The 17,767-nt window shown below is 61.3% G+C and carries 15 protein-coding genes; 9 read left to right on the forward strand and 6 right to left on the reverse strand.

Annotation, left to right across the window (positions count from 1 at the left end):
- The first annotated feature begins 294 nt into the window (after window positions 1–294).
- The 3 genes from dnaK to BLW50_RS14310 all read left to right on the forward strand — a co-directional run bounded on the left by dnaK (window position 295) and on the right by BLW50_RS14310 (window position 4,698).
- Window positions 295–2,217: a molecular chaperone DnaK gene (gene dnaK, locus BLW50_RS14300; RefSeq protein ID WP_090703629.1), complete on the forward strand. Its 1,923-nt coding sequence runs from the start codon at window positions 295–297 to the stop codon at window positions 2,215–2,217.
- Between the two features lie 122 nt (window positions 2,218–2,339).
- Entirely contained in the window at window positions 2,340–3,479 is a 1,140-nt protein-coding gene (gene dnaJ, locus BLW50_RS14305) for a molecular chaperone DnaJ (RefSeq protein ID WP_090703632.1), read from the forward strand.
- Window positions 3,480–3,591: 112 nt separating this feature from the next.
- Window positions 3,592–4,698: a FecR family protein gene (locus BLW50_RS14310; RefSeq protein ID WP_090703636.1), complete on the forward strand. Its 1,107-nt coding sequence runs from the start codon at window positions 3,592–3,594 to the stop codon at window positions 4,696–4,698.
- Between the two features lie 109 nt (window positions 4,699–4,807).
- Here the strand turns inward: BLW50_RS14310 and prmB are convergent, their stop codons facing one another.
- On the reverse strand, window positions 4,808–5,725 hold the full coding sequence (gene prmB, locus BLW50_RS14315) for a 50S ribosomal protein L3 N(5)-glutamine methyltransferase (protein ID WP_090703638.1): 918 nt from the start codon (window positions 5,723–5,725) through the stop codon (window positions 4,808–4,810).
- Between the two features lie 145 nt (window positions 5,726–5,870).
- Between prmB and BLW50_RS14320 the strand changes: the two genes are divergently transcribed.
- The 3 genes from BLW50_RS14320 to hemW all read left to right on the forward strand — a co-directional run bounded on the left by BLW50_RS14320 (window position 5,871) and on the right by hemW (window position 9,024).
- Window positions 5,871–6,728 carry a fumarylacetoacetate hydrolase family protein gene (locus tag BLW50_RS14320; RefSeq protein ID WP_090703640.1) on the forward strand — a complete coding sequence of 286 codons (858 nt, stop codon included), beginning with the start codon at window positions 5,871–5,873 and terminating at the stop codon, window positions 6,726–6,728.
- A gap of 96 nt (window positions 6,729–6,824) precedes the next feature.
- Window positions 6,825–7,784 (forward strand): amidohydrolase family protein, encoded by a 960-nt coding sequence (locus BLW50_RS14325; protein WP_090703642.1) that lies wholly within the window; start codon window positions 6,825–6,827, stop codon window positions 7,782–7,784.
- Window positions 7,785–7,857: 73 nt separating this feature from the next.
- Complete coding sequence (hemW, locus tag BLW50_RS14330) at window positions 7,858–9,024, forward strand: radical SAM family heme chaperone HemW (RefSeq protein ID WP_090703645.1); 1,167 nt, start codon at window positions 7,858–7,860, stop codon at window positions 9,022–9,024.
- 43 nt (window positions 9,025–9,067) lie between these two features.
- Here the strand turns inward: hemW and BLW50_RS14335 are convergent, their stop codons facing one another.
- On the reverse strand, window positions 9,068–10,210 hold the full coding sequence (locus tag BLW50_RS14335) for an aspartyl protease family protein (protein WP_090703649.1): 1,143 nt from the start codon (window positions 10,208–10,210) through the stop codon (window positions 9,068–9,070).
- 274 nt (window positions 10,211–10,484) lie between these two features.
- Window positions 10,485–11,702 carry a penicillin-binding protein activator gene (locus BLW50_RS14340; RefSeq protein ID WP_244544244.1) on the reverse strand — a complete coding sequence of 406 codons (1,218 nt, stop codon included), beginning with the start codon at window positions 11,700–11,702 and terminating at the stop codon, window positions 10,485–10,487.
- 288 nt (window positions 11,703–11,990) lie between these two features.
- Here BLW50_RS14340 and rsmI point away from each other — a divergent pair, with 288 nt between their 5' ends.
- From rsmI to BLW50_RS14355, 3 genes are read left to right on the forward strand one after another with little or no spacing between them, the layout of a single operon-like run.
- Complete coding sequence (rsmI, locus tag BLW50_RS14345; RefSeq protein ID WP_090703652.1) at window positions 11,991–12,929, forward strand: 16S rRNA (cytidine(1402)-2'-O)-methyltransferase; 939 nt, start codon at window positions 11,991–11,993, stop codon at window positions 12,927–12,929.
- On the forward strand, window positions 12,926–13,309 hold the full coding sequence (locus tag BLW50_RS14350) for a YraN family protein (protein WP_090703655.1): 384 nt from the start codon (window positions 12,926–12,928) through the stop codon (window positions 13,307–13,309). The genes rsmI and BLW50_RS14350 overlap by 4 nt, the downstream gene beginning before the upstream one ends.
- Window positions 13,310–13,369: 60 nt before the next feature.
- Complete coding sequence (locus BLW50_RS14355) at window positions 13,370–14,404, forward strand: ABC transporter substrate-binding protein (protein ID WP_090703658.1); 1,035 nt, start codon at window positions 13,370–13,372, stop codon at window positions 14,402–14,404.
- An 80-nt stretch (window positions 14,405–14,484) separates the two neighbouring features.
- Here BLW50_RS14355 and BLW50_RS14360 read toward each other — a convergent pair whose 3' ends face one another.
- From BLW50_RS14360 to BLW50_RS14370, 3 genes are all read right to left on the reverse strand, one after another.
- Window positions 14,485–15,087, reverse strand: a complete 603-nt coding sequence (locus BLW50_RS14360) for a ferritin-like domain-containing protein (RefSeq protein ID WP_090703661.1) — start codon at window positions 15,085–15,087, stop codon at window positions 14,485–14,487.
- Window positions 15,088–15,361: 274 nt separating this feature from the next.
- Window positions 15,362–15,901, reverse strand: coding sequence for a tetratricopeptide repeat protein (locus BLW50_RS14365; RefSeq protein ID WP_170850159.1), 540 nt, complete (start codon window positions 15,899–15,901; stop codon window positions 15,362–15,364).
- Between the two features lie 147 nt (window positions 15,902–16,048).
- Window positions 16,049–17,707, reverse strand: coding sequence for a UGSC family (seleno)protein (locus tag BLW50_RS14370; RefSeq protein WP_090703668.1), 1,659 nt, complete (start codon window positions 17,705–17,707; stop codon window positions 16,049–16,051).
- Window positions 17,708–17,767 lie beyond the last annotated feature (60 nt).

The following is a 17,767-nucleotide window of genomic DNA, read 5'->3' on the forward strand; positions in this document are numbered from 1 at the left end:
GTCTCAATTTTGCGTCTCTGCCATAGCATGCGAAGGACCTGCGGCCAGGGCAAAAACGCGGTTCGGAGCCAAATGGTATAGTTTATGCTTGTCGGCGGGCTGCAAACGCCCGCTTGCAGGCCAAAATCAGGCCAAATATATACGCGCTAGCCTTGCGGAATCAGACGGCAATCCCAATCTCCACCCCACGGGGACCGGGCGGCCCGGATCATCTCCGGAGCCCGAAAAAACTCACCGCCCAGAACCGGATCGCTTCGGGGTCCGGCGGTCCTGCGTAGAAAGAAGGAAAGTACTATGGCTAAAGTGATCGGTATTGACCTCGGCACGACGAATTCGTGCGTCGCGGTGATGGAAGGCACCACGCCGAAGGTAATTGAGAATTCGGAAGGCGCGCGGACCACCCCGTCGATCGTTGCTTTCACAGACGACGGCGAACGCCTCGTCGGCCAGCCGGCCAAGCGCCAGGCGGTCACCAATCCAGAAAAGACATTCTTCGCGATCAAGCGCCTCATCGGCCGCTCGTTCAGCGATCCCATGACCCAGAAGGACATGGGCCTGGTCCCCTACCAGATCATCAAGGGCGGCAACGGCGACGCGTGGGTGTCGGCTGACGGCAAGCAATATTCGCCGTCGCAGATCTCCGCCTTCACCCTGCAGAAGATGAAGGAAACCGCCGAGGCCTATCTCGGCCAGACGGTCACCCAGGCGGTCATCACCGTCCCGGCTTACTTCAACGATGCCCAGCGTCAGGCCACCAAGGACGCCGGCAAGATCGCCGGTCTGGAAGTGCTGCGCATCATCAACGAGCCGACGGCGGCAGCGCTCGCCTATGGTCTCGACAAGAAGGCCGCCGGCACGATCGCGGTCTATGACTTGGGCGGCGGCACGTTCGACGTGTCGATCCTCGAGATTGGCGACGGCGTGTTTGAAGTGAAGTCGACCAACGGCGATACGTTCTTGGGCGGTGAAGACTTCGACATGCGCCTCGTCGAATATCTGGCGGACGAGTTCAAGAAGGACCAGGGCATTGACCTGAAGAAGGACAAGCTCGCCCTGCAGCGCCTGAAGGAAGCCGCTGAAAAGGCCAAGATCGAACTGTCTTCGGCGACGCAGACCGAAATCAACCTGCCCTACATCACCGCTGACGCCTCGGGTCCGAAACATCTGACCCTGAAGCTGACGCGCGCCAAGTTCGAGGCGCTGGTTGACGATCTGATCCAGAAGACCATCGAGCCCTGCCGCAAGGCGTTGAAGGATGCCGGCCTCACCGCTGGCGAGATCAACGAAGTGGTCCTCGTCGGCGGCATGACCCGCATGCCGAAGGTGCAGGAAGTCGTGAAGTCGTTCTTCGGCAAAGAGCCCCACAAGGGCGTCAACCCGGACGAAGTCGTCGCCATCGGCGCCGCTGTCCAGGCCGGCGTGCTGCAAGGCGACGTCAAGGACGTGCTGCTGCTCGACGTGACCCCGCTGTCACTGGGCATCGAGACCCTGGGCGGCGTGTTCACGCGTCTCATTGACCGCAACACGACGATCCCGACGAAGAAGAGCCAGGTGTTCTCCACCGCCGAAGACAATCAGACGGCGGTGACCATCAACGTGTTCCAAGGCGAACGCGAAATGGCGCAGGACAACAAGAGCCTCGGCCGCTTCGACCTGCAGGGTATTCCTTCCGCCCCGCGCGGCATCCCGCAGATCGAGGTCACCTTCGACATCGACGCCAACGGCATCGTCAACGTGACGGCCAAGGACAAAGCCACCGGCAAGGAGCAGCAGATTCGCATCCAAGCTTCCGGCGGCCTGTCGGACGCCGACATCGAGAAGATGGTCAAGGACGCCGAATCGCACGCTGCCGAAGACAAGCAGCGCCGCGAGTTGGTCGACGCTAAGAACCACGGCGAAGCCTCGATCCATCAGACCGAGAAGTCGCTGGTGGAATATGGTGACAAGGTCTCCACCGCTGACAAGAGCGCGATCGAGGGCGCCATCGCGACGCTCAAGACCGCACTGGGCGGCGAGGACACCGAGGCCATCAAGGCCGCGACCAACGAGATCGTGCAGGCTTCGATGAAGCTCGGCGAGGCCATGTACAAGGCTCAGGCTGACGCCGCGGCCGCGGCTGGCGCTTCGGGCGCCGCCGACCAGGCTGCCCCGAAAGACGACGTCATCGACGCTGACTTCAAGGAAGTCGGCGGCGACGACAAGAAAAAGAACGCCTAAGGCGTGATTTTGCCGAACTAAATTCGGGACCCGGCGCAACCCGGGTCCCGTTTCGTTAACAATCAATCTGCGCCGAATCGGCGAGGAAGCGCGATACAGCGCGAACAACTGGATCGGGGCCCATGGCCAAACGCGACTTTTACGAAGTGCTCGGTGTTACCAAAACTTGTACCGAGCAAGATTTGAAGTTGGCGTTCCGCAAGGCGGCGATGCAGCACCATCCCGACCGCAATCCGGGCAATGTTGAAGCCGAGATCAAGTTCAAGGAACTCAACGAGGCCTATCAGTGCCTCTCCGACGGACAGAAGCGCGCCGCCTATGACCGCTTCGGCCATGCCGCCTTCGAAAATGGCGGCGGCCAGGGTGGCTTCGGCGCCGATGGCTTTGCCAGTTCGATGGCGGATATTTTCGAAGATCTGTTTGGCGGTGTGATGGGTGGCGGCGGCCGTGGCCGCCAGGGTGGCGGCAAGGAGCGCGGCGCCGACCTGCGCTACAATCTCGAAATCGCCCTCGAAGACGCCTTCAAAGGCAAGACGGCCCAGATCAAAGTGCCGACCTCGATCACCTGCGAAGGCTGTTCGGGCTCCGGCGCGAAGTCCGGTTCGAAGCCCAAGACCTGTTCGACCTGCGGCGGCCAGGGCCGCGTGCGGGCGCAGCAGGGCTTCTTCGCCATCGAGCGGACCTGCCCGACCTGCCAAGGCCGTGGCGAGATCATCGAAAATCCGTGCACCGTCTGCTCTGGCGCTGGCCGCGTAACGCGCGAGCGCACGCTCTCGGTCAATATCCCGCCGGGTGTCGAGGACGGCACGCGCATTCGCCTTGCTGGCGAAGGCGAAGCTGGCCTGCGCGGTGGCCCGACGGGCGACCTCTACATCTTCCTGTCGATGAAGCCGCATCCGTTCTTCCAACGCGATGGAGCCGACCTCTATTGCCGCATGCCGATTTCTATGGTGCAGGCGGCGCTCGGCGGCGAATTCTCCGTCCATGGCATCGACGGTTCGGAAGCCCGGCTGAAGATTCCCGAAGGCACCCAGTCCGGCCGCCAGTTCAAGATCAGGGGCAAGGGCATGCCGGTCTTGCGTTCGCGCGATGTCGGCGACCTCTATATCCAGGTCGTGGTCGAGACCCCGCAGAGCCTGACGCGACGCCAGCGCGAACTGCTGATGGAATTCGAGAATGAATCCTCCAGCAAGACAAACCCGGAGGCGGCTGGTTTCTTCGCCCGCATGAAAGACTTCTTCGGCAATCTCAGCGGCGCTTAAGGCGAAGCTAGCCGCAACTCCCTATGACGTGGATGTGCGCCATCGCACATCCTTCCTTGCGCCCTGCCGTATTTTGCTGCCTCATGGCCGGCAATCGGCAGGGAGTTGACCCATGGGTGTTCTTCGTTCCGCCCTCCATCGCCCACAGCAGCGGCGATACATGCTGGCCATCGCCAGCGCCCTGATCGCGACAGCCATCGCGCAAGACGCGTCCGCGCAGACCTTGATCGGTGGCGCGACCGTCATCCAAAACGACGTGCGCGGCGATATCCTTGGCCGCCGCTCGAAGTTGAACGTCGGCGATCGCATCTTCCAAGATCAGAACGTCCAGACCGCCGACGACAGCCTAGCGAAATTCGTTTTCCTCGATCTCACCAATATGTCGCTGGGGCCGCAGAGCCAGGTGAAGCTCGACAAGTTCGTCTATGACGGCGACGGCAAGGCCAAGTCGGTTTCGGTGACAGCGCTGAAGGGCGCCTTCCGTTTCATCTCTGGCCAGTCGCAGCATGACGCCTATCAGGTCGTCACGCCGCAGGCGGTGATAGGCGTGCGCGGCACCACCTACGACGTCCAGGTGGAAGGCTTGCGCACCATCGTCGTGCTGCAAGAGGGCGAGGTGAACGTCTGCGTGCGCAACACCGCCAACTGTCGGACCCTGAACGAGCCCGGCACGTCGGTGACCGTGACGCAGAACAATATCGAAGGACCGACCCCCGCCGCCAACAAGCCGTGGGACTTCGGCTCGCTGTGCGCGCCAGGCGCCGATCTCTGCGCCCACACCACACAGCTCGCATCGTTGACTCCGCTGCCGCCGCCCCCGCCGCCAGCCTCGGCACGCCCGCCGCGACGGCACGCGCAGGCGCCCGCACCCAGACTCCGTCAGGTCGAAGCGCCACCGCCACGTGTGCGCCGGCCGGTGCGCGTCGCGCGTCCCGCCATCTATGATGACTACCCGCCGCCCTATTACGGCCCGGGCCCAGTTTATATGCCGCCGGTCTATGGCGGCGGCTATTACGGGCCACGTCCCGGCCGTTATCCGCGCCCCGGCATGGGTCGACCGCCCTACGGCGGTGGCTATCCCGGCCGGCCGCCGGGCATGGGTGGCGGACGCGGTCCTGGTGGACCGGTCATCGGCTACCCCGGCCGTGGTGGCATGGGCGGTGGTGGACCGGTCCTGCGTTCGCCCGGCCGTGGCGGCGGAGGTTCTATTCTCCGCTAGAGCAAATCACGTTTCGGTAGAAACGTGATTTTGCTTAGATCCTCTTATTTGGACGCGTCTTCATGGCGCTCGACGATTCCGTCGAGCTGTGAAACGCTATAATGATTGGCTAACAGCTGAAATCGGCGGCGGCGATCCAGAACACTTCGCCGTCGCTGTTCTCGGTGTCGAGCCACATCAACGGCAGTTCCGGGAATTCAGCGTCGAGGACCTCGCGGCCGGTGCCGATCTCACACAACAGCCCACCGCCATCGTGCAAGCGCTGCGGCGCCTCGCGCAGAATATCGCGCACGATGTCGAGCCCGTCCGGCCCCCCGGCGAGCGCCATTCTCGGCTCATGTCCATATTCCGGCGGCAACAGCGCCATGGCCTGCGCATCGACATAGGGCGGATTGGTCAGGATGAGATCGTAGCGACGCTTGCCCAGCGGCGTGAAGAGATCGCCGTGGAACAGTTCGATGCGCGACTCGAGCTTCGCTTCCTTGACGTTGCGCCGTGCCACTTCGATGGCATCTGGCGAAAGATCGACGGCATCGATCTGCGCATTGGGGAAAGCCTGCGCGGCCAGGATGGCAAGACAGCCTGATCCCGTGCACAGATCAAGCACGCTGCCGATGTCGTCAGGGTCGTTCACCAGGGCCCCATCGCCGCCGCCAAACAGCCCGGAAAACAGGAGATCGCCGATGAAGGAGCGCGGCACGATCACCCGTTCGTCGACATAGAAAGGCACGCCACGAATATAGGCCTTGTTGAGCAGATAGGATGCGGGCTTGCGCGTCGCAATGCGCGTCTCGATCAGATCGGCGAGGCGATGGCGCTCCTGCGGCAGCAGTCGCGCGTCCAGAAACGGCTCGAGATTGTCGATCGGCAGATGCAGCGCCTCGAGAATGATGAAGGCTGCTTCATCGAGCGCATTGGCCGTGCCATGGCCATAGGCCAGCCCGGCACTCTCGAAGCGCGTGATGGCATAGCGCAGGAAATCGCGCAGCGTGAGCAGGCCGTCGGCGGCGTCTTTATCGGCGGTCATTCAGGTTCTCCATCCGCAACCTGTATGGGGAGACCCGCAGCCGGGCAAGATGGTTTACCAGAATCCAGTTTGCTCCCCCGGTTGTGTCCCGGCCGGCGGGCGGGCTAGATACCGTCCGGAAAAAACAAAACCATTGGAGGAACGCATGCGAATCTGCCGTTTTGACGCGGACAGGCTGGGCATTGTCATCGGCAACAAAGTCCATGACGTGAGCGTGGCGCAAGACGAAATCCGCAAATCGGCGCGCTACGACATGATGGGCGACGCGGTGATTGCGGCGCTGCCACAATGGCGGGAGCGGCTGGAGGTCCTGGCTAAAGCGACCCCGGGCAAGCCGATTTCAGAGGTCAAACTGCTGCCGCCGGTGGCGCGTTTCTCCAAGGTGATGGCGGCGCCGACCAATTACCACGACCACATCAACGAAATGGCCGCCCGCCAAGGCATGGCCGTCGAAGCCCATCGGGGCATCCAAGCCGCCGGCATTTTCCTGAAAGCCAACTCGTCCGTCGTCGGCCCTTCCGGCGTCATCTCGCTGCGCTTTCCCGAGCGGCTCAACGAACATGAGCTCGAAGTGGTGATGATCATCGGCAAGGCCGGCACCAATATTTCGATGGACAAGGCACTCGATCATGTCGCTGGCTATTGCATGGGTCTCGACATGACCGTGCGCGGTAAGGAAGACCGCAGCTTCCGCAAATCCGTCGACGGCTATTCGCCGATCGGCCCGTGGATGGTGACGGCAGACGAGATCTCTGATCCCGACAATCTCGACATCGAGCTCACCGTCAACGGCGTGACCAAGCAGAAGTCGAACACTAAACATCTCATCTACAATTGCCGCAAGCTCATCGAATTCGCCTCATCCTATTACACGCTGCAACCGGGCGACCTGTTCTTCACGGGCACACCGGCCGGTGTGTCGCCAGTGCAGCCCGGCGACTGGATCAGCGCCGCAAGCCCCAAGCTCGGCGAATTGCGCATTCAGGCTGTCGCACAGGCCTGATCTCATCAAGATATCACGAGAGAGGATGCGGCCTGCGCCGCATCCTTTTTACGAATTCAATCTGCAACGATAAATTGAAAGAGGAGCCAGCGGCCCATGTTTCGCAACGCACAGGTCATCACCATAGAAGAACACTATTGGGACAAGGAGATCGTCGACCTGCATGCGAACGAAATGCCGACGCGGCAGTCCGACATCGTGCAGCGCCTCTATGACTTCGATGATCTACGCATCGGTGAAATGGACGCTGCCGGTATCGACATCCAAGTGGTTTCCCATGGCGCGCCATCGACGCAACGCCTGAAAGGCCAGCAGGCCATCGACGTGGCGCAACGGGTCAACGATCGGCTCGCGGCGCAGATCGCCCGCCATCCGACGCGCCTCGCCGGCTTCGCCGCCTTGCCGACCGACGTGCCCGAGGCCGCTGCGCGCGAGTTGGAACGTTGCGTCAAAACGCTCGGCCTCAAGGGCGCCATGACCCATGGCCTCAGCAATGGCGAATTCATCGACAAGCCGCGCTTTCGACCGATCTTCCAGGCCGCCAACGATCTCGATGTGCCGATCTATCTGCACCCGGCCGACCCGAGCCCGATCGTCGCCGAGGCCTATTACAATGATTACGTCAAAGCCTTTCCGATGGTGATCCGCCCAGCCTGGGGCTTCACCGTGGAAGCTGCCACGCAGGCGATCCGCCTCATCTTGTCAGGTGTGTTCAAGGACTGCCCCCGCTTGCAGATTGTTCTCGGCCATTTCGGCGAGACCCTGCCGTTCCTGCTCTGGCGCATCAACCAATCGTTGCAGCGGCCGGGCCAGGAAAACATCAGCTTCCGCGAGATTTTCTGCCGGCATTTCCATGTCACCACCAGCGGCCATTTCTCCACCCCCGCCCTCGTCTGCACGATGATGGAAATGGGCATGGACCGGATCATGTTCTCGATCGACTGGCCCTTCGTGATGAATGGCCCCGGCCTCGACTGGGTCAAATCGCTGCAGATCAGCGAAGCGGATATGGCCAAGTTTATGGGTGGCAACGCCAAGCAGCTGTTGAAACTTTAGGACCCGAAATCAAAAAATTACCAAAAATCAAGGGCTGGTGACCGAATCAGGTGATCCATGCGATAAGCCGCGCATGGCTTCACGCTTTCCGACTTACGATCCAGGCTTCGGTGTCTACGTGCACTGGCCCTTTTGCCTGTCCAAATGCCCGTATTGCGACTTCAACAGTCACGTACGGGCGCAGGCTATCGACGAAAAGCGCTATGTCGCCGCCTTCCGGACGGAACTCGCCCATCGCGCCGCCCTGGCGCCGGGACGCACGGTCCAGTCGATCTTCTTTGGCGGCGGCACGCCGTCGCTGATGAAGCCGGAGACGGTTGGGGCGATTTTGGACGAAATCGGCCGCCATTGGACCGTCGCCAAGGACGCCGAAGTCACCCTGGAGGCCAATCCGACCTCCGTGGAGGCCGGGCGTTTCAAGGGTTATCGGACCGCCGGGGTCAACCGTGTGTCGCTTGGCGTGCAGGCGATGAACGACGCCGATCTGAAGGCGCTGGGCCGGCTGCACACAGCGGCCGAGGCGATGACAGCGGTGGGCGTGGCGTCCGCCATTTTCGACCGTTTCTCCTTCGATCTGATCTATGCCCGCTCCGGGCAGACGCCGGAGGCTTGGCGCAACGAGCTGACCGAAGGCGTGAAGCGCTCCGGCGGGCATTTGTCGCTCTACCAGCTCACCATCGAGCCCGACACGATGTTCGAGCGCCTGCGCAATGCCGGCCGGCTGAAACTGCCCGACGAAGACGTGTCGCGGGCGCTCTGGGACGTGACCCAGGACGTGACGAACGCGGCCGGCATGCCGGCCTATGAAATCTCCAATCACGCCCGCCCAGGCGATGAGAGCCGCCATAACCTCATCTACTGGCGCTATGGCGAGTATGCCGGCGTTGGCCCCGGCGCCCATGGCCGGCTCAACACGCCCCGTGGCCGGGTGGCCCAATCGACGGAACGGCATCCGGAAATGTGGCTGACGGTCGTCGAGAGCGACGGCCATGGCTTGGTCAGCGATGAACTGCTGACGCAAGAAGAACAGGCCGACGAAATGCTGTTGATGGGCTTGCGCCTGACGGAAGGCATCGAGGCGCTGCGCTTCGAGGCGATCCGCGGCCAGAAACTCGATCAGGAGCGCGTCTCGTCGCTGATCGAAGACGGCATGATCGAGATCACCAGCGACGGGCGCATCCGCGTCACGTCATCCGGCTTCCCGGTGCTCGATGCGGTGGTGGCCGATCTCGCGGCCTGATGTGAAGAGCGTCACCATTACAGGTGACGAACGATATCCGCGTTCAGTGGGCGATTATCGGCGCAAGTCGAAACGCGCGCGTTGACTCGACATTCGCTTTCCCAGCTTGATCAAGACGCGATGGCGGAGCACTCTCGCGGGCGCTCACTTCCATAAAACCCTTGGAAATGTGCACGTCGAAACGAGACAAGAAACTCATACCCAGAAGACCGTCGACCGTCATTCCAAAAACTTTCTTATCACCCGACTGCACGACAACGGGAATGTTGGTGGCGTTCAAGTTGCCGAGCTTGATCGAATCGGCCTTCGAAAGAAGGCCGGTCGTCGGGCCGTTAGCCGTGTTCAGCCTCACCTTCCTCGCGCCTTCCGTCCGCAGCTTAGCGCGTTCCGCGAAATCGCTCTGCACGGATACGAAACTCGCGCCGGTATCAAGAATGAAAACGCCTTTCTCGCCATTGATCATAGCTGTAACGCGCACGACATTGGCCTGGCCCAAGAGCGGAAACCGCTCCATTGGTTTCGTTTGCGCGCAATGGCCCTTCTCGGCATAACCTGCCAGGTCCCTTTGAGCGGGAGGGATGTCGCGCGTGTCCGGATCAAAGGCGACCCACGTTTCAATGGTCTTCATCGCCTCGCAGAAGCGCCCGACTGCCGCATAGGCGCTTGCCATGCGGAAAAAAACCTCGCTCGGCACATTCTTTTTGGAAGGAGAAAATTCAATCACCTTGGCATAGTCGTCCAACGCGCGCTTGTGATCGCCCGTTTCATCGAGCGCGCGCGCCCTCAGATAGTACACCTTTGGCGATGTCTGTATTTTGCCAACCAAAACGTCCGTGACTTCGACGGCTTTGCCATAATCAGAAAGTTGGAAGAAAATATTCGCCGACATGTCGAGCGCATTGTCGGGACCACCGCAAGCCTTGGCGAAACGATAGGCACTCTCCGCAGCTTCGCGGCGAAAGCCCACATTATACAGAGCCTTTGCGAGCGGGACGATCACCACTTGATCGCAAGGTTCGCGTCGCAGTTCGTCTAGATGCGACCAGACCGATGTATCCCGAGCGATGCGCGCCGGCAGAGTAATGCCAAGTCGCCCATAGACCGGGGCAAAGAAAACATCCGGATTTTCTTCGGAGGTTACCTGCTCGGCTTTCAGTGGACCCGCGACCAAAACCGCGAGGAGCATAGGCATCGCGAAACGGAGCGAGACTTTGCGATGGTTCGGCCTCGAACGCACCGACCGCCATATCCTGCGCATGCGTACCGCCCCCCGACGGAACCTAGCTTGTCCGTCCGCCCATGGTGGCGACTCGCAAGTTTCCGTCAAGTGACAAGGCTGCGAATACTTTCGTATGCCGTTCCTATCGCGTCGCTACAATGCACAGCCGCGTTCTGTCGAAACACGACTTGCTCTGATTGCGATAATTTTGAAGGCCTGTGAAACGCTAGCGCGAACGCGTTTACGTCCCGGGAGGCGAGCTGAACTTCTGCGGCGCCGGGCTGATCACCGTGCTCGTGCCATTGCGAATCTGCAGCACCGAGAGGCCGCGTTCGTTCTGGCCGTCGCCCCGGAAGCGGAACAGGCCGTCAGCGCCCCGGAAACCATCGCCGTTGGTCAGCGTGGCTTCAGCGAAGCGGCCGCTCTGCTGTTGCGCCAGCGCCACGAGCAGCGACACCGCGTCATAGGAGAGCGTGGCAATGCGCACAGGATCGGAGTTGAACTTGGTGCGATATTTCTGCGCGAAGATATTGAAGCCGGCATTGTCGGGCGCGGCGAACCAGGCGCCCTGAAGTGCGGGCAGACGCATAACGCGGGCATCGTTCCACACGCCGGTGCCGAGAAGCTGAACGCGCTTGACGTCGATACCAGCAGAGCTGATGGCGCCGGCGACAGCCGTCATCTGATCGGCCTGTTCGGGCACGAACAGCGCATCGACCGCATCGCCGAGGCCGGCAATCTTCTGCGCCGCCGCAGCCGCGCCACCGGGCCGGTAACGCTCGATCGCAGCGACGCGCACGCCTTGCGACGCCGCCACGGTCTGGAACTGAGCCAGCGCCACATTGCCGTAATCGGTTTCCGGCGCCATGACGGCCATGCTCTTCTTGCCGCGCGACACGGCGAAGTCGACGACGCGCGAGACCTGCGTCTCGACCAGGAAGGACAATTCATAAACACCGCGCGCCGCGGCGCTGGTGTCGGTGGAGAAGCCGATGACCGGGCGATTGCCGCCCCGGGCGACGCGGCCGACTTCACGCATATTGGCCGCGTAGAGCGGGCCGATGAACGCTTCGGCGCCTTCGTTCAGCGCCGCCTGGGCCGCGGCGCGCGCGCCTTCGGCCGAAGACTGGTCGTCCTTGACCAACAGAGTGACCGCATCCAGGCCGCGCTCCGACATGGCAAGCTCGGCGGCGTTGCGCAGGGACTGGCCAACGGTGCTCGGCTGCCCGCCCTGGGTCAGCGGCAGAATCAGCGCGATCTTCACCGGCCCATGGCCGATGGTGTTGCCGGCCTCTTGGGCTAGCGGGGTCCCGCCGCCGGCGGGCTGGCTATCGCCAGAGAAGGGGCCACCGACGCCCATCGAGCCGCAGCCGGCCAGTGCCAGCAGGACGCTCAAAGCAGCGCCCGTCTTTGCGGCCGACAAGGTACGGCTCAAACCTCGGTCAAAAAATGCCATCATCACTCAATCCCGCCGCCAATCGCCGCCTATCCCGCGCGCGGGATCAAGCCAGGCTTTGAAAATATGCTGTCTCATCAAGCTTGCCCAGCGCGATTGTCGCCGCCAAAGCAATTCTGGTCGTGTAAGTCGTGTAAAATGCTGCGCGAGAAAGGTTAACCATCTTTTCCTATCTAGCCCCAACGATTTGCAGGCGTGCGGACGAATTGTTCTTTAAATCGAACATTTGACCTGTTTACAGAACGCTCTCGGACCGGTAGCTTCATTCTGATTTTTCAACGGGAGTTTTCCATGACCGCGCCAACCCGCGGGGGGCATACGGCGGAGCAGCGGCCCCAACCCGCTTTCACGGCCTTCGGCCTGCGCGCTGAAGCTGAGAAGATCGCCCCCGGTCTGCATGTGGTGGCGACGCCCATCGGCAATCTCGGCGATATCTCGTTTCGCGCGCTGGGAACCCTGGCGGCGGCCGATGCGATCATCGCCGAAGACACCCGCGTCACCCGCAAACTGCTTGCCCACTACGGCATCGCAACACCGCTGGTCGCCTATCACGAGCACAATGCCGCTGTGATGCGCCCACATCTCGTGGCGCGGCTAGAAGCTGGCGCCGCACTGGCGCTGGTTTCCGACGCCGGCACGCCTTTGGTGTCCGACCCCGGCTTCAAGCTCGTCGCCGATGCGGTGGAGCGCAATATCCCCGTGACCTCCGTGCCCGGTGCCTCGGCGGTGCTAGCGGCGCTGGTCGTCGCCGGCCTGCCGACGGATCGTTTCTTCTTCGAGGGTTTTCTGCCGCAAAAAAGCGTGGCGCGGCGGACGCGGATCGCCGAACTGGCGCTGATTCCCGGCACGTTGGTGTTTTTCGAATCACCACGCCGGCTGGCGGAGTCCCTGGCCGATCTCAATGCGGTCCTCGGCGATCGCGAGGCCGCTATCGCGCGCGAACTGACCAAACATTTCGAAACGGTGCGACGCGGTTCGCTCGCCACTCTCGCGGCACAGCTCGCGGCCGAGGACCCGCCGAAGGGTGAAATCGTGCTCTTGGTGGCGCCGCCCGGCGACGAAGAGGTGATCGATGACGCCGATATCGACGCGCGCCTGGAAGTGGCTCTGCGTACTTATTCGGTGAAGGACGCGGCAGCGCTGGTGGCGGCCGAAACCGGCCAGCCACGCCGCAAGGTCTATGCGCGCGCCATTGAATTGGGCGCGGCCCAGACACGCGGCGCGCCTTGAGCAACGCGCGTGCGCGTGAGCGACGCATCAAAGCCCATGCCTTCGGCCTGCGTGCCGAAACCTGGGCGCGCTTTTATCTGCGCTGCAAGGGGTGGCGCGTGCTCAGCACGCGCTACAAAGTGCCGGGCGGCGAGATCGACATCATCGCGCGGCGCGGCGATCTCGTCATCTTCGTCGAGGTGAAGGGACGACCGACGCTCGATCAGGCCTCGGAAACCATCACCGCGCAGAAACAACGCCGTATTTCCCAATCCGTGCGGCTGTGGCTTTCCCACAATCCGTGGGCCATGGATAAATCCCTGCGCGGCGACGCGCTATTTATCGCGCCACGCGCGTGGCCACGGCACATTGCCGACGCCTTTCCCCTCGACCTGCGATAACGAGCTGTTTTAAGATAGCACCAGCACAGCACCTAACAATGTGCACGGGAGGGACAGCTCATGAATGGCCGCATTGCCACTGCACGATTTGCGCTTGCTCTAATGACGACGGTCATCGCCGGCAGCGTATCGGCTCAAACGCAGATGTCGCCGGCCGAGTGGGATAAAGTGGTCGCTGCCGGCAAGGCAGAGGGCAAAGTGATTTATTACACTGCCCATGTCGGCAATCCGCTGCAAACCGCCATTTTGAAAGCCTTCACCGCGCGCACTGGCATTCCGGTCGAGGCGCTGGAAGCGCGCGCCAGCGAATTGCGCGAACGCACCCGCGCCGAACAGACGGCCGGCCGCTTTACGGCCGATGTTACCTTCACCACCGACGGGCAAGCGGCCGTCATCGACAAAGACGACAAGGTGTTCGCGCGCCATTCGATCACGCCAAATGCGCAAGCGCTCCGCGCGCCGTTCAAAGCCGACGATCTGTTCGCCCCCTCGATGATCCTCAACTATGGCGTGCTGGTGAACACGTCGCTGGTCAAACCGGAGGATGAGCCGAAAAGCTGGACCGATCTCACCGATCCGAAGTGGAAGGGCAAGATTCTCTCCGACGACACGCGCGCCATCGGCGGCGGCTATTTGTGGTTCTTCACCACATTCAACGCTCTGGGCGAGAAATATCAGGAGGCCATGGCGGCGCAGAACCTGGTCTTCACCCGCGACCAGCGCGAAGCGGGCCGGCGGATCGCGCGCGGCGAATATGCCATGTTCATCCCCTTCATCTTTCCCGACATCAACAATCTCAAAGGCTTGCCGGTAAAGGTTCTGCCGATGGCGGAAGGTGCGCCCTATGTACTCTATGGCGCCGTGCAGATGCGCAACGCGCCCCGGCCGAACGCGGCGCTGATGCTGATCGACTTCATGATGTCGGAAGAAGCGCAATTGATCTGGGCGCGTGGTGGCCATGGCTTCGTGCGCGAAGGCATCGAGGACAAAGTGCCGCCGGAACTGCGCGCCTTCGCCAACCCGAAACTGCTCGGCACCAATGACTGGCGGAGACAGGATGAAGGACTGGCGGCCGCTAAGAAACTGTACAAATAGGGCTGGCTAAACTCTTGGTGCCATTTCCGCTCAGCTGCAGCGCGGCTGTCGGAATGACACCGAGGTTTCAGCGCCTATTCTCAGTGCTTAGGCAGATTTGGCGTGCCTTCATGCGCAACGAGGAGATCGTGCATGTCGTTGGCATGCTCTTCCTCTTTGCCAAGAATGCCCTCGATCATCACGCGCGTGGTGGTGTCCCTGTCGCCAAAATATTTGATGAGTTCGCGATAGTGCTCGACAGCAATTCGTTCCGCGACAAGGTTTTCGCGGATCATATCGACCAGATTATCGCCTTCGACATATTCCGAAGCTGAGCGTGAGGCCAATCCTTCCGGATTGAAATTCGGCGTTCCACCGAGCTGATTGATCCGCTCGGCGACCTGCATCATGTGCTCCTGCTCCTCACGCGCGTGTTCGGCAAATTCCTTCTTCACCCCTTCCGATGAAATGCCGGTCGCCGCGACAGCATGCATCGTATAACGCAGCACGCAGACGATTTCGGTTGCGAGGACCGACTGCAGAATCTCGATCGTCTTATTCACGTCCGCACCATAGGCAGACGTGATGGCGCCTTCGGACAGATGCGCCCGCGCCTGCTTACGCAACATTTTGACGTCGCTCAGGAAAGGCTCTTTTGCCTTGGACGTATTCGCGGTTTCTTTGGAAGGATGTGCTGTCGCCATGTCTCGTCTCCGGGCAGGCCCAGCCAAGACCCGACCGGGCAATGCCTTTCAACGTGTCGGCGACAACGAAAGTTCCAAGAATTCTAAAGTGCGCCCCTGAGGGGTTAACGCCAGTCGTCGATACAAACCACCGCCCGCTCGTTAGCACCCATGATCTGGCAATAGCGCGCCTTCGCCAATCCGAAACTGCTCGGCATCGATGACTGGCGCTGGCAGGATGAAGGACTTTCCGCTGCGAAGCGAATTTCTAAAGGAAGCCAGACGGCGTGCCACTTCAACTGATCGAGAGATCGCAATAGGTTTGCAACGCTTGAGTGCCTGGATCACGGTCGCCCAAGGTGCCCTGTTCGATGCTCAGCGCATCGGCTCGCAACTGGACGGCTTCGAGGTGTTTGCCCTGATAGGCCGCGATCAGACCCAGATTGTTGAGACTGCCTACCAAGCGGAGAGAATTGGCTGGCCCGATCGCGCGCCGGATATTCAAAGATTTACAGACATAGGAGATGGCTTCGCTATAACGCCCAAGTTCTCGCAGAGCAGCGCCGAGGTCGCCATAATAATTCGATAGAAGCGGATCCTTAGCATCGAGGTGCTTTTCGCCGGTTGCCACCGCCTTAGCGAACAATTCGTGCCCTTGCGCGAAGTCTGAAGCGCTACGGGAACTCATCCCGCGATTGTAGTAGACCTTGGCCAATTGGTTTTGGGCATTGGCCACGCTCGCATCATCTGCCGGCAGAACACCTTCACGCAAGCCCAGCGTTCTGCGCAGCAGGTCTTCGACATAGGGCGAGGTGCTTCTTGCCCAATTGTCCATGGCAAGCGCATAAAGCCGATCAGCTTCGGCAAGCGAAGCCGACGACCCGCTTTGAGCGCCAGCTGATGCCTCGAACGCCACCAGAATGGCCACCGCGCGTAAAAACCTCAGCATCGCGGTCCACACTCGGTCAACGACGCCATATGTCTAGCGCCAGTCGTCGATACAGACCACCGCACGTTCGTTAGCCCCCATGATCTGCCAATAGCCGTTGGCCTCGCCGCCGACGACCACGACATTGACGTCCTTTTCCTCGAAGACATTGATCTCCTGCGTATCGGCCGCCTTGAGCTTGGTCGCCAAAGGTTCTTCACCGTAGGTGGCGCGGGGATAGCGGTAATTCTGCACGAGTTGCAGATCCCAATAGCGGGCCGCCGGCATGGTGGCGTTTTCCCAGATCCAGCGGATCAGCTTCTTCTTGGTGTCGAAACCGCCGCGGTCGATAAACTGGTTGGCGGTGATTGGATCGAGCAGCAGCACCGGGCCTGTAATAGCATCGGTGCCGCGCAGCATGTCGCGCACGTGCTCCTGCCAATATTTCTCGCGCAGACCGAGCGAGAACGTCGTCGAGCGGCAACCGTAGAAAATCGTCACCGTGCTCTGCTCTGGCTTGAAGCCCTTCTGCACATGCAGCGGCTCCCAGGGACTGCGCTCTTCGTTCTCGGCGAAGGTGATGCTGTTGTAGGTGTAATTATTGCCGATGGAGCCCATGAAGGTCTCGCCGGGCACTGAACCGCCTTGCAAGTTCTGCGACAGCAGGCCGTAGGCGCGCCCGATGGTGGCATTGGCGTGATTGTAAGGCCCCATCGCGCCGATGCCGCAATTCATCTCGATCTCATGGCGGATCGGCCCGTTGACCACCACCATCGCCGAGGCCGAACTCGACGTCGAGCCGCGCGCTGAAACGCCCGAGGCCGCCAGCGCCAGAATGACCGGGAAATATTCCGGCCGCGCGCCAGACATCACCGCGTTCACGGCGACCTTCTCGACCGTATATTCCCACAGACCGCGATTGGCCGTCGGTTGCATGCGGCCGACGACTTCGTCGGGCTTGCGGCTGGTCTGCGCCAGCATGGCGGCGACACGTTCCTGCGTCGGCAGCACGATCGGCAGTTTGTCGGTCCAATTGTTGTCGAGGAAAAGCTGATGAAGATTGTCCTCGGTATCGGGATCGACGAGACGCGGCGTCGAACGATCAGCAGCAACCGTTTCCGACGCCAGGCCATGCGTGAGGCCCTCGATGATGCCTTGCATTACCGGCTGACCACGAATCGGATCCTTGCCGTTCACATAGGCGGCGAGCTCCGTCGCTGACTTGCCCATGACCGGCTGCGGCACGAATACGCAAGGCGCATTGGCAAGGCCGGCCATCTTCGCCACCGAGCGCACCACCTTGTCGAATTTCTCGGTGTGAATGGCGACCGTCGGCACGCCGTATTTGGTATCAAGATTGATCGCATGGGTGGCGGTCGCCGGCGCGCAGGTGCTGCAATGACCGACGCCGATGATAGCGGCGTCGCCATTGGCCTTGATCTCTTCCCAGGTCTTGGGATCGTCATGGCCATAATAGTTCGACAGGCTGACCATCTTGGTGGTGACGCTCGGCATATGCGTCGTGAACCAGGCCTGCACTTGTTTCAGCAGTTCGATCGAATCATCGAATCGGCAATCGATGAGATAGATCGTCTTGCCATCAAGGGTTTCGAGGCGGGCGGACGCGGTGCGGCGCTGTACCTTCGGCGGATAACCGACCGGATTGAGAACGGTGATTTTCTCGGCGCTACGCGCTGCAACTTTGTCGAGCATTCAAATCCTCCCCGAAATCGGGTTTATTGCCGGGTTCTTATTGTCTGGTACCTAACCTAT

Origin of the sequence: Beijerinckia sp. 28-YEA-48 (genome assembly GCF_900104955.1) — a bacterium.
Taxonomy (GTDB): domain Bacteria; phylum Pseudomonadota; class Alphaproteobacteria; order Rhizobiales; family Beijerinckiaceae; genus Terripilifer.

Excerpts from the sequence above, each read along its gene's own strand:
- rsmI (WP_090703652.1), top strand. The coding sequence starts at position 11,991 with ATGACCGCGCCAACCCGCGGGGGGCATACGGCGGAGCAGCGGCCCCAA.
- BLW50_RS14360 (WP_090703661.1), bottom strand. The coding sequence starts at position 15,087 with ATGGCGACAGCACATCCTTCCAAAGAAACCGCGAATACGTCCAAGGCA.
- prmB (WP_090703638.1), bottom strand. The coding sequence starts at position 5,725 with ATGACCGCCGATAAAGACGCCGCCGACGGCCTGCTCACGCTGCGCGAT.
- BLW50_RS14320 (WP_090703640.1), top strand. The coding sequence starts at position 5,871 with ATGCGAATCTGCCGTTTTGACGCGGACAGGCTGGGCATTGTCATCGGC.
- hemW (WP_090703645.1), top strand. The coding sequence starts at position 7,858 with ATGGCTTCACGCTTTCCGACTTACGATCCAGGCTTCGGTGTCTACGTG.
- BLW50_RS14310 (WP_090703636.1), top strand. The coding sequence starts at position 3,592 with ATGGGTGTTCTTCGTTCCGCCCTCCATCGCCCACAGCAGCGGCGATAC.
- dnaJ (WP_090703632.1), top strand. The coding sequence starts at position 2,340 with ATGGCCAAACGCGACTTTTACGAAGTGCTCGGTGTTACCAAAACTTGT.
- BLW50_RS14340 (WP_244544244.1), bottom strand. The coding sequence starts at position 11,702 with ATGATGGCATTTTTTGACCGAGGTTTGAGCCGTACCTTGTCGGCCGCA.
- BLW50_RS14325 (WP_090703642.1), top strand. The coding sequence starts at position 6,825 with ATGTTTCGCAACGCACAGGTCATCACCATAGAAGAACACTATTGGGAC.
- BLW50_RS14370 (WP_090703668.1), bottom strand. The coding sequence starts at position 17,707 with ATGCTCGACAAAGTTGCAGCGCGTAGCGCCGAGAAAATCACCGTTCTC.
- dnaK (WP_090703629.1), top strand. The coding sequence starts at position 295 with ATGGCTAAAGTGATCGGTATTGACCTCGGCACGACGAATTCGTGCGTC.
- BLW50_RS14365 (WP_170850159.1), bottom strand. The coding sequence starts at position 15,901 with ATGGACAATTGGGCAAGAAGCACCTCGCCCTATGTCGAAGACCTGCTG.
- BLW50_RS14335 (WP_090703649.1), bottom strand. The coding sequence starts at position 10,210 with ATGCTCCTCGCGGTTTTGGTCGCGGGTCCACTGAAAGCCGAGCAGGTA.
- BLW50_RS14355 (WP_090703658.1), top strand. The coding sequence starts at position 13,370 with ATGAATGGCCGCATTGCCACTGCACGATTTGCGCTTGCTCTAATGACG.